Genomic DNA, 12618 nt, shown 5'->3' on the forward strand with positions numbered 1-12618 from the left:
CCAATTTCCACTCTAAGTTCATGGCCTTTTGTGGTACAACAGATATTCTTTATCTTTCAATAAAATTCAAAAAGCTTTAATCTAAATATGAAAATATTCAACAAAATTAAATGGGTTGCCGGTATCTTACTGATTTTTGTCATTGTGCTCACCACCAATTTGATAGATAAAGATAATTTTAGCAGGTTAAGAAATTCGATTGTAACCATTTATGAAGACCGAATAATTGCCTATGATTTAATATTTGAAATTTCTGTTTTAATTCAGGAAAAGGAACTTGCTGTAGCCATGTCAGATTCCAGTTTTTTCAATAAAAACAATACAAAAACTAACCAAAGTATACAAAGTTTAATAGATCGGTATGAACAAACCAAACTCACAAAAGAGGAAGGATTTACCTTCGATAGATTGAAAAAGAACTTACAGATCTTAAAAGGCTTAGAAACCGCTTATGTGGAATCCGGCTACAGCAATAAGGAAAATTTATTAAAAACCATAGATGACATCGTGCATAATCTGTATGATTTATCCAAAGTACAGCTCAAAGAGGGGAAAAGACAAATGTCCCTCAGTCAAAAAACCATGGACTCCATTGATTTATTCACCAGGGTAGAAATAATTTTTCTAGTATTAATGGCTGTGCTGATTCAAATAATGGTTTTGTATAATCCTAATAAGGAAAAGGAATAGAAGCAAATCGAAATTCAAAAAGCTCTTTATGAAAGATTCTGGCGTAAGTTTGCTACTCGCAATGGTTAGTGTTGTACCTTATTAATTGTTCAAGAGGAAACTATAGAAGTTTTTAACTTCGGTGAATTTTGGTACTATCCACTTTAAAATCCCAATATAAAACCGGATTGAAAATCCTATGATAGAGGTCCGCCATTGTAAATGACAAAAAGTAGAAAATGACTATACTCGATCTACAAAATCAATCCTCCCTGAAATAGTGCTATTACTAAACTCTTCTGAAATCATAAATTCAATTTTCTTTTCTTCAGTAAAATCCTCCACACTAAATACTACAAGTTGTTCCCTTACAAAACTCAAATTTTGAGGATATGTAATAATATAGACATACTTCTTTTTTAAATTATATATAAGGCAAACTTCATCATTAATTGGAAGAAGTCTGTTTCTAATAATTTCTATTTCTTCCTCAACTTTGACCTTAACCATGTTCCTATATTTTAAATTAAAAATCCAACAATAGTAGTTCGCCATTGCAAATGACGAACAGCATTTTTAATATCCAACTACTCCCCACCCCCATTCTTCCTTTGCTTTGCAGCTTGTTCCAATACATTTTTAATGCCTTCTAAGCCATCGGTGAAGCTGGTCATTTGCATGAGTACCTGGGTCATTTGGTCCTGATTGCCCATGCCTTTGAAACGCTGGTTTTTCTGGAATTTGGTTTTGATTTCCACCCACCTCTTGGCTTCTTCTTCTCCTAATTTCCCTACCAGTTCTTTAAACTTCAACAGGTTGGCTTCTGCTCCGGAAGTCAGGGTTTGGGATTCGTTTTCGTAATGACTCAAGAGCAAGGTTTCCAATTCTTTGTCATTCATTACCGAAAATATTTTTTCTGCCAGTTTATTCATATTCCTGTAAGAACCCTGCAATTTGAAAGCCGGTTCTGTTCTGAAATCATCCTCCTGAGCGGCTGAATCAATATATTGCAAATTCACTTTCAGGATGACTTCCTGCACGATGAGCAGCTTTTTCATCACGGAAACATATTCATTCAGCTCTTCAGCAGAAATATTGGATTCGAAGGAAATTCCTTCCCGATTATCCGTTTTCGCCAACCTGATAATGGTATAAATATCCTTTTTACTTTTACCAGTCAGTTTGCTTAATACGGAATTGGAAGTAAGGGAATTTTCTATGTAACTCAATTTGAAAGCTTCATCCGAACCGCCAATAATATCTCCCAGATTATAAGTATCCGCCCTGTTGGCTAACATATCGGGTATCTGGAATTTTTCCCCACTTTCGGTATAAGGATTACCCGCCATCACCACACAAACCTTTTTTCCCCGCATGTCATAAGTCCTGGTGACACCTTTGTAAACTCCTTCTATTTTCCTTTGCCCATCACAAAGGGAGATGAATTTCTGTAAAAACTCGGGATTACAGTGCTGAATATCATCCAGGTAAATCATCACATTATCTCCCATTTCAAAAGCCAGATTCAGTTTTTTCAATTCCTCTCTTGAAGTGGCATTCTTCGCTTCTCCCGGATCGATGGAAGTCACCTGATGCCCAATGGCCGGCCCGTTTATTTTCATAAAAATCACTCCCAGCCTGTTGGCGATATATTCCATTAAAGTGGTTTTACCATATCCCGGAGGAGAAACCAATAGCAACATTCCCATCAGGTCAGTTCTTTTCTGGTCACCCACTACCCCAATCTGTTTGGCCAGGTTATCCCCAATTAAAGGCAGATAAACTTCATCAATCAGCCTGTTTCGCACGAATGAAGTCAGCACTCGTGGCTTAAATTCATCCAGCCTGATCTGGCTTTTAAACTCCGCAGTAAGCGATTTTTTCAAGGCTTCAAATTGCTGAAATTTAGGTACTGCATGTTTTTCAAAATCAGTCAGTTTCCTTTCAAATTGATTATAATCCAGCAAATACTCCCCTTTTTCAATCACGGAATGATCTCCGGCAAGTTTGCTCAATTTCCGGGTAGAAGCCACTTCCACCACCAGTTTCGGCTGGAAACTTCCACTGTACAATAAACCGGCAACTTCATCAATAAACTTCTCAGCTCCAATCACTCCCAAATCTGTAGCAGCATTTTTCAGATACGCTTTTATCCAGTTTTTAATCAACTGAAATCGCTCTATGGGCGCTTCTTCCAGTTCTTTTAAGGATTGTTCATATGCCTTAACTACCTTCTGTCTTTTGATAAAATCATGGAATCCATGCCAAATATCAGCCGCTTCCTTACTGATGACAAATTCATCGTTATGACAAAGTTCGAAGAAAAGATATTCGGCTGCTGAGGATATTAGTTCGGTATCAAAAAGCTCAGTTGGGGAAATTTTTGTTTCCATATCCTCCATCAAATCCTCCAGCACTTCCTGATATTCCCGGCTATCGGGGAACACTTTTAGGATGATACCGATACCTTTTATCTGATGCCCCAAAATATTTTTCTTTTCTGCCGCAGCCAGATGGTGCCAGTAAAAAGCCGCACAAGCTCTTGAATTGGTATCATATCGCAACAAACCCATTTGCTGATGGAGATCCAGCAAATCCCAAAGGATTAAGGCCGTGTCCTGATCATGAAGCCCTTTTACATAGCCCTCATGATACCGGGGAGCCATGTATTTCTGTACAAATTCAAGAAATTCTTTTTTGGGCAAATCCTTCAGATTGGCTTCAAGATCACCTTTGATAAAATCCTTTAAAATTTGCCAGGCTAAATATTCAGCCCGGTAAACGTCCTTATTTTCGGAAATAAGACTTTGATTCCACACACTTTTGGTAGCCAAAAATGCTTCATTTTCCACTTTCTCAAAGAAATTTGTTCCTGCCAGATGGTAAAACATTTCCCCGTTTTTGGGTACAATCGACAAATCAAATTCCTGCACATTTACAGAAAATTTATGTCTCCCAAATTTGATTACATTTTCGCCATCTACAAAAAGCTCATTTTTATCTTTTAATTGCCTGATGCTGTCCTCCTTGAGGGTTTTCAGCCGACTCTGAATATCATCAGATTTCACGGCATCGTCCAAATCGGTTAATTGCTTAATGATCTCTCTCACTTTTTCGATCATTAAATCAGAAGCGAAATAGCCATTAATTTCATTAAGTGTGGGCAATGTTCCCACTTTGCTTTTCACCCCTTTCAGAATTCGCTCGGCAGCACTCATCAGGGCATTGGCCTTTTTATTTCTGGCCTCAATCAGATTGAGCTTTTTGGCTTCAAAAGCATTGTAAATTTCACTTCGCTTTTCGGTAAGCTCTACAATAAATTCATCGAAATCGGCAAATTTCCCTTCCAGTTCTTCCACTTTCACCATGAGCTTGGTGAGGTATTCTTCACATTTTTCAGGGGTATCACTCACCTCAATATAATTCACCACCGCCTGATTCATCAGTTTGAGCTGGGCATTGAATTCGGCTACTGCTTCCGTGCTGAGTAATTCTTTTCTCTTATTTCTGAGTTGCGCTTTTACATTATTCAGGTTCGCATAAATCTCGGAAATCCGCTCAATAATTTCTGTAGTTTTGGTAGAATCCTGAATTTTCAGATTACTGACAATATCAATTAGCAATTCCAAATCACTGCCCAATTGGTCAATGGTTTCTCCAAGCTTTTCCGCCTCATTTACCGTTTCTACCTTGGCAATACCTTCTTTCTGAATCCCTACTTGCTGAATATAATGCTCCAGGGAATCATCACGCAACAGAAATTCTACACATTTCTCAGAAAGTTTCTCCGATTTTTCTTTTATCGATAATTCATATTTTTCTACCAGTTCTTCATCCACATAGCGCAAATCTTTTAGGGAAATCACCTCTCCGCTCGCCATTCGGAAGTCCGCCAGAAACTTCACAAACTCATCAATATCCTTAAAAATTTTCCGGTCAACTTCTTTGAGTAAAGCCTCAACTTTTTCCGAAACCCGCTTCACTTCCGCACTGGTATTTTCCTTTACTTTAGTAACCTTATCAAATTCATCGATGGCCGAGGTTGCTGAATTTTTAATTTCTGCAATAGTTTCATCCAGCTGAAAAGCTTCTGCCTTATTCAGCCAAAAATAACTATCCAGAATTTCAGCCGATTTTTGGGCCAAGTCAATATACAATCCGGAATAAGAATCATCACGCTGGGTGAGGTTGAATAATTCATTGCAGGCCGCCATCGCTCCAACAATGTCCTTGTTTCCTACTTTGTACAAATAATTATCAGCCATGGCACTTGGCGCTTCATGATCAGGATGCAAATAAGGTGTTTGCCAAACCTGCAAAGCATGTTGTTTTTTAGGGTTATGATCGGCTTTAAAATAAACCATTTCCCCATTGAAAAAGAGGGAATAACCACTACAGGTAATCGGTGTTTCTACCTTTTGGCCAATCACATTATAGGAAAGCAATATATAATCCCCCGATTCCTGGCTGTAGAATACAAATAAAAAATCTTCTCCGTTGGGAGAGGGAATTTTCTGCTCAAACCGCATGTCGGTTAATTGACTATCAAAAATTTTAAGCTCTCCACTTTGCAAATAATAGCCATTGGAAAAAATAATCCCCTGCTCATCGGGAAGCAGAATACAGGCATCATTTATGGCATCAATTCTTTTAACTTCCCCCAACTTTTCATTAAAAATCAGGTATCGGAAATCCTTTTCCTGATAGGGTTTGATTTTCATTAAAATCAGATTACCCAAATCGGCATAAAAGATCTCGGCATCATCCAGGGTTTGCATGGAATTCTCCACAGCTTCTTCATAAATTCCCCTTCCGGAATCGGTATTATCCTCCACTTTTACGGTAAGATCACCACCAATGGTTTCTACAAAAACCCTATCCAAAATGGAAATATGGGGATATTTCCCTTCCCTGTGTAAATCTCTGTGGGTTCTTTTCCACTCAAACTCATGCTGGGCGGGAAATCTTATTTCATGGTCACTTCTGTTGTCAACATATTTCAGGTGCTTGCCTTCAATCACAAATTTAAAGGCCTTAATATCCGTTTTGTTTTTCCCAATTCTAAACTTAAAATAAAGATTAGGACCGATAATGATAAACTTCTCAAAAGTGGTTTCTTTGTAATATTTATAAAGTTCACGAAAGTCTGTTTCAAAACGCTTGTCATGAATTAAATCCAGTCCTTTTTCATGGAAAGAATGATCAGCAGAATGGTATTCATAGACATTAAAAACATCGGCTAAATTCATCTCCGTTTTCAAACCCATGTGCACGTTGTACCCAAAAATGAACTGGTTGCCAATAGGCACCATGTCCCGGGCGATACAATTATTGGAAGTGGCAATTCGCTCCGTACCCAGCAGTTTTGTTTCAATTGATCCAAAAACTTTTTTCCGGGATTGATTAAGCTTTTCCAACCGGGAATTTAACTCAAGCCCCTGTTTTTCAAGTCTTTTTCTAATGATTTCATAAGTCCCACCTTCCAGCTTCACTTCCTCATTTTGTATATTTTCTGTATGATCTTCAGCCATTTTATCTTTAAGCTTTTTTACAGATGATTTGTTATCTATGTTTCTTTGCCTTCTGGCTAAAGTTTGCAACTTTAGTCTTACAAATAAAAGCCAGTTTTTAACTGGCTATGCAATTCAGGAAAGTTGCAAACTTTCCTTTATTAAAAGGCTTAAGTAATCGCTTCGCTTGATACTTAAGCCAGGTCGTAATTAAACCTCCCCCTAACCCCCTTAGCGAGGGGGAATTACATCTTATCTCCCCTTCTGGAAGTGGTTCGGCATTCCGAGGTTGGGGGAAGGTTATTAAAATACCTAAGCCTTAAAAACTCCAAGGGAATCAATGGCTACATTGGCCATTCCCGAGTTCCTTGCCTTTTCGAAAATATCTTCCAAAGTGGATTTTGCTCCAGGATCATCTGTCATTTTAATTAATTTGCTGAGCAAGGCAGCCACGCTCAGGTTTTTAATATCATTGGTTGTCAAGCCGAATTGTTGGATATAACCTTTAATATTTTCAATTATATTACCATCACCATTGGTCAGCAGGTTATTTTTTACATCCTTAAGCACTTCACTGTTATTCACATAACCATCTACAGATTTACCATTAGAAATAGATTGCACAATTTTCTCGAAGAACATGGTTTCGCCACCAACGATATCAATTTTCGCAGATTTCAATCCTTCAGCCAATACATCTGCCTGTGCCTTGGCGATATCTTTTTGTGCTGCAATCTTCGCCAATTCAATTTCCTTATTGGTATTCAAATTCAATCTGAATTCTTCCAATTCTCTGGCCACCCCATCCATGGCCTGAACAGCTTCTGCTTCTGCTTTAATTCTATCTGCTTCCACAATTGCTTTTTTCTTCATCACTTCTGCTTCGGCAAATCCTTCTTTCTCTTTTGCCACTGCTTTAGCTTCCAGTCCTTTCGCTTCTGCTATCGATTTCACCTCAATGATCTCGGCTTCGACTTTACCTTTATCCTGCATCACCTTAGCTTCAGCAGCTCCCTGCTTCTCAATTGCAGCTGATTTTACTTCAATTCCTTTGGCTTCGGCAATCATTTTCTTTTCAATTAATCTGGCTTCCACTTCGCCTTCCAATTCATGTGATTTGGCTTTGGCTTCCATCACCTTAGCTTCAGCAAGTCCATCAGCTGCAGATTCTACTACTTTTGCATCCGCCAGGATTTTCTTCGAATCTGCTTGTTTCTCGGAAGCCTGCAATTGCGCATTCGCTTCTACCATGACTTGCTTAGCCTTAATTTCCGATGCTTTGTGAGCAGCTTCAGCCGCTTTTAATTGTTCTACCAATGCCTCTTCTGCATTTTTCTCAGCATTTGTGATGGCTACTTTTTTGTTTCTATCAGCCTCTGCATATGCCTTAGTATCCTTAATTTTCTCCTCCTCTTCTACTACCGCTTTTTCCACTACAACTCTCTCTCTAATCACATCCTGAATATTTCTTTTCTCCTCTTCTACCGCTTTTTCTTTATCAATTTTGGCCAATTCTACCACTTTCTCTCTTTCATTAGCTTCCAGTTCTTTTTCTTTCTGGATGCGCTCATCCTCAATAACTTCGGTTCTTTGTTTATTTTTCTCAGCCACCAACACCTGTCTTTCTTTGTTTTGCTGTGCAATTTCTATTTCTTCATCAGTGGCTATTTTGGCTCTTTCTGCCTTTAGTTTTTCTTCCTGCTCTACCTGGGCAGCAGCAGCATCTTCTCTGGATCTAATGATGGCAATTTCCCTTTTCTGTTTTTCTTCTGCCTCCGTTTGTTGTCTTTCCAGTTCTAATACTGTTTCTTTTGCTTCTACATCCTGTTTTTTAATTCTCTTCACCTCATCATTTCTGATTAAGTTTGCCTGAATTTTTTGAGAAGCGGTTAATTCAGTAATTTTCTTAATACCCTCAGAGTCCATGATATTATCAGGGTTCAGGTTACTTACAGATGTTTGTTCAAGATAATCAATCGCACAATCATCCAAAACATAACCATTCAGATCCGTACCAATAATATTCAGAATTTCTTTTTTGAACTGCTCTCTTGAGGTATAAAGCTCTACAAAATCAAACCGTTTACCCACTGTTTTTAATGCTTCTGAAAATTTGGCTTCAAATAAATTCACCAGTAATTCTGTATCTGATGCTCTGTCTGTACCAATGGCTTGTGCTACTTTTTTCACATCTTCTTCATTGTTATTTACCCTTACAAAAAAGACCACTTTGATATCTGCCCTTAAATTATCCTTGCAAATTAATCCTTCTTTGCCAGCCCTTTGGATTTCCACACTCTTTAGGGAAATATCCATCATTTCCATCCTATGAAATACTGGTATAACTGTAATGCCATTGAAAGAGATTTTTATGCCTCCAGCTCCTGTTTTTACAAGGGCTTTTCCCTGTGGGACCTTCTTATAACAGGTTACGAAAAAAATTACTATTCCAAATACTATCACTGCCACTACAATGATACTGCTGAATAATGCTCCTGATATCATATTTTATTTTATTAAGAATTTATATTTGATTAGATTTTACACAAACACCTGAAATTGAACTAATTATAAGGCTCAACCATATAGAAATTTTTATCACTGTTATATTCCAGAATCAATCCATTTGATCCCTTATCGAGAATGTTATCACCATTTGCTTTAATATTAATTAGCTGTGTGGATTGTTTAGTTACCACCTCTGCCTGTCCTAAACTATTAGCATCTGCCGAAATAATCACTTTACAGATTTTTCCGACCACTCTAGTATCTTCCTCTTTTTCAGCCAAATGAAAAAGTTTCATAATTGGATAAGTCGCAAACTTTGTTAGAAATAAGCAACCAATAAAAATGGGGATAAATAAACCCAAAGCAATTAACCATGAGGAATTTCCCAAATAGTGGTTGGCCAATATGGAGGAAACCCACATAAAAAGGGATAGAAAACTAAAAATAATCATAAAGGGGACTTCTCCGAAATTGAAGAAATGTAGCACCTGGCCAATCCCAAAACTACCTGTATCCATATCAGCATCCACCTCAGCATCAATATCTACATCAACGTCAATATCTACATCGATATCCACATCAAATGAACTAATATCAAATACTCCAATGATTACCGTAAACCAATACAGCATGGTAAGCACCATCAGAAAGGTATAGAATATATTTACCGGTAATAAGGCAGCCTGAAGAAATTCTATCATGACTTGTAGTGTAAAGTGGTTTAAAATTAATTTTCAGTTGGTCTATGATTTTCTCCTTTTTATAACCATAGAAGGTTTTAACCATGGTAAATTTGACCAAACACAATTGGTAAATTCATGAAATTATATGGTTAAACAAAAACTTAATCTGGTCTATCTGAAATTTTAAAAGTAGGTCCGTAATTTCGATAATTTATTACAATTCTCCTTTAAAAATTTTTTCTTTTTTTTCCAGTCAAATTTCTTTTTCATAAAAATCACCTATTCCAAACGAAACCCCAATAACGGATTATATAAGCGATAGCAGAAAAATTATTGCAGTAACTACATAAACACTATTGATTATCAGATCTACCTGTTTCCTTGCTGTAATTATGGCATTTAATTTTTGTTTTGGCGAAAAACTAATTCTCCTGTTGTTCCCTACTTTATTTTTTTTTAAAATCATTTTATTCCTTTTCTCTGCCAAATCGGCAAATGGCGGGTGGAGGATATCTTTGTAGTTAGTCACTTTTACCTGGGCAAAACTCATAGCTGGTCGATATTTATATCCTGAAAGATTACAAAAGATTTTTTTTAATTAGTTGAATAATCCTGTTTTTTATTACACCGATTCGTATAATAATTCCATAAATTAGTGATAACCAACTGATTTACAGACGAAATTAATTCCAACACTTCAGATTTAATCTCAAAAAAGTACAATAAATCCTTAATCTTTCGTAATTTGGAAACACTTTTTCCAAATAACAATTAAGCCTGACTAGTATCCAATGAAATTCTCAATATCTTATATGACCAAGCGGATAAGGCATAAGCTAATTCTTTATTTCTTATTAATAGGGACTGTTCCACTCTCCATTGCCCTTTGGATGGAATACAAAGTGGTAGTCAATAGTGTGGAAGAAGATGCTTACAACCACTTGAAAAGTGTTAGAGAAATTAAAAAAACAGCGATTGAAGATTATTTTTTCCAACTGAAGGAAGAAGTGAATTTTTTAGGTAAAAGCCGGATGATTACCGATGCCATGGCCAACTTCAATATGCACTTTCACAATATCAATGAAAATGTAATCAATAAAGAATTTACCAAAGGTGTAAGGCATTATTATAATGATATTTATCTCACACAATTATCCGAGTTTAAAAAAGAGGAAAAGGAAAAATTGTTTTACGATATTTATCCTACCAACCATAAAACCCTGTTTTTTCAATATAACTATATCTCTAACTGGGGAGTAATTAAGGAGCAATTTCCTTACAAAAGTGTACATGATTATTTCCACCCGGATATTTCACGCTCTATAGAATACTTTGGTTTTGATGACCTTTATCTCATTGATCCTCACACAGGTTACATTGTGTACTCAGCAGCAAAAAAAGTGGATTATGCAACCAGTTTGACTAAAGGACCATTTGAAAAATCGAGTTTGGGAAAGATTTTCAAAATTGTGTTGAATAATCCGGCTGGTCAGAGCATTCAGTATTACGATTTTGAGCAATATCTACCTTCATTTAATGCTCCGGTAGCTTTTATGGGTACTCAGATCATAAAAGACGGAAAGTTAATTGGAGTGCTTGTAGTGCAAATCCCTATCGACAAAATCAATGGGGTAATGGCGGGTGATGGCAACTGGCAACAAGCAGGAATGGGGGATTCAGGAGAAAGTTATCTGGTGGGTAGTGACATGAAAATGCGTTCTGATTCCCGATTTATTATTGAAAACCGGGCCGCCATATTTTCAGAAGATGCGGACGAAGTTGATTTACAGAAACAGGTCTCCAGCATGACCAGTCCTCAGCATACCTCAGTATTGTATCAGCAAGTCAATTCAGAGGCCGTAAAAGAAGCTCTTGCAGGAAATACCGGAGTAATTTCTACTACAAATTACCTTGGTAAAAAAGTTCTCAGTTGCTATACCCCAATTCAAACAGAAGACCTTCATTGGGCCTTGATTTCCGAAATGGAAGAAGGGGAAGTATTCGATCTGGTTTCAGGACTAAAATACAGGTTATTGGGACTCATTCTGATTATTTCCATAATTGTAACCGCCTGTGCTTTGGTAATCGCCTACCGCATTGCCTCTCCAATTTTGCAATTGGCCAAAGGAAGTAAAAAACTAGCCACTGGAGATTTCAATATTCAACTTGAAGTGAAATCGGATGATGAAATTGGCTACCTGACCAAAATGTTTAATATGATGGCCATTTCTCTGGAAGAGAAAAAGAATGATATTTTAAGGAAAAATGCTGCTTTAGAACAGCAAAAAGAGGAAATTGAAGCGCAAAGAGATGATATTGAAATCAGGACAAACCAACTGGCTAAAGCTTATAAGGACATCAGGGGAAGTATTAATTATGCCCAAAGAATTCAAAAAGCAAAATTGCCACAATTTGAAAATTTACAAAAACTGATTCCCGATTCCTTTATTTTCTTTAAACCAAGAGATTTGGTAAGTGGAGATTTTTACTGGTTTTCAGAAATAGGCAACAAAATTATCATTGCTGCTGTGGATTGTACGGGGCATGGTGTTCCCGGAGCTTTTATGAGTCTTATTGGTTCTGGTTTGCTGGATGAAATTGTGAACCAGAAAAAGATTCTGAAACCCGAATTAATTCTCAAAAAAATGCATGAAGGGGTTCAGCAGGTTTTAAGGCAAAGGGAAACGGAAAACAGAGATGGCATGGATATGTCCTTGTGTGTGATTGACAGAAATCTACATAAAATGGAATTTGCAGGTGCTAAAAACCCACTGGTTTACATACAAAATGGGGAACTTCACCATATAAAAGGCGACAAACATCCAATTGGAGGCTTGCAAAAAGAAGACGAAAGAGTTTTTGGAAAACATGAAATTGACCTGGAACAGGAAACTACTTTCTACATTTTTTCTGATGGATATCAGGATCAGTTTGGTGGTAGCCACAACAGGAAATTCATGATCAAAAACCTCAAAGAATTATTTCTTAAAATTCATCATTCCCCCATCAAAACCCAGCATCTTATTTTGGAAGAGAAAATTAACTCCTGGATGGGAGATGACCACAAACAACTAGATGATATTTTAATTATTGGATTCAGGATTGATCCTGAAAAATTCTTCCCCACCAAAATCAACCTTAAGGATTACGTAAAATCTAATTTGATGCACTAATTCATTTTATTTATTTCATTTAGAGAAAGGCTGCTCAAGTGTTCTGAAGCAGCTTTTTTATTCAATTTACATTTT

Annotated in this window: 7 protein-coding genes; 2 read left to right on the forward strand and 5 right to left on the reverse strand. The window is 37.0% G+C overall.

Going from position 1 to position 12618, the window contains the following annotated elements; all coding sequences use genetic code 11:
- Nucleotides 1-87 precede the first annotated feature (87 nt).
- A complete protein-coding gene (locus tag A3EM_RS0120015; protein WP_020530026.1) occupies nucleotides 88-690 on the forward strand; it encodes an MCP four helix bundle domain-containing protein in 603 nt (200 codons plus the stop codon).
- A gap of 222 nt (nucleotides 691-912) precedes the next feature.
- Here A3EM_RS0120015 and A3EM_RS0120020 read toward each other — a convergent pair whose 3' ends face one another.
- The 5 genes from A3EM_RS0120020 to A3EM_RS0120045 all read right to left on the reverse strand — a co-directional run bounded on the left by A3EM_RS0120020 (nucleotide 913) and on the right by A3EM_RS0120045 (nucleotide 9920).
- Nucleotides 913-1179, reverse strand: coding sequence for a hypothetical protein (locus A3EM_RS0120020; protein ID WP_020530027.1), 267 nt, complete (start codon nucleotides 1177-1179; stop codon nucleotides 913-915).
- Between the two features lie 77 nt (nucleotides 1180-1256).
- Nucleotides 1257-6200: a DNA repair ATPase gene (locus tag A3EM_RS0120025; RefSeq protein ID WP_026210438.1), complete on the reverse strand. Its 4944-nt coding sequence runs from the start codon at nucleotides 6198-6200 to the stop codon at nucleotides 1257-1259.
- A 291-nt stretch (nucleotides 6201-6491) separates the two neighbouring features.
- Nucleotides 6492-8684, reverse strand: coding sequence for a flotillin family protein (locus tag A3EM_RS0120030; protein ID WP_020530029.1), 2193 nt, complete (start codon nucleotides 8682-8684; stop codon nucleotides 6492-6494).
- Between the two features lie 59 nt (nucleotides 8685-8743).
- Nucleotides 8744-9388: an OB-fold-containig protein gene (locus tag A3EM_RS0120035; RefSeq protein WP_020530030.1), complete on the reverse strand. Its 645-nt coding sequence runs from the start codon at nucleotides 9386-9388 to the stop codon at nucleotides 8744-8746.
- Between the two features lie 289 nt (nucleotides 9389-9677).
- Nucleotides 9678-9920, reverse strand: a complete 243-nt coding sequence (locus A3EM_RS0120045) for a hypothetical protein (RefSeq protein WP_020530032.1) — start codon at nucleotides 9918-9920, stop codon at nucleotides 9678-9680.
- Between the two features lie 241 nt (nucleotides 9921-10161).
- Here A3EM_RS0120045 and A3EM_RS0120050 point away from each other — a divergent pair, with 241 nt between their 5' ends.
- Nucleotides 10162-12543 carry a SpoIIE family protein phosphatase gene (locus A3EM_RS0120050; RefSeq protein ID WP_083925274.1) on the forward strand — a complete coding sequence of 794 codons (2382 nt, stop codon included), beginning with the start codon at nucleotides 10162-10164 and terminating at the stop codon, nucleotides 12541-12543.
- Nucleotides 12544-12618 lie beyond the last annotated feature (75 nt).

Origin of the sequence: Flexithrix dorotheae DSM 6795 (genome assembly GCF_000379765.1) — a bacterium.
In the GTDB taxonomy this organism is placed as follows: domain Bacteria; phylum Bacteroidota; class Bacteroidia; order Cytophagales; family Flammeovirgaceae; genus Flexithrix; species Flexithrix dorotheae.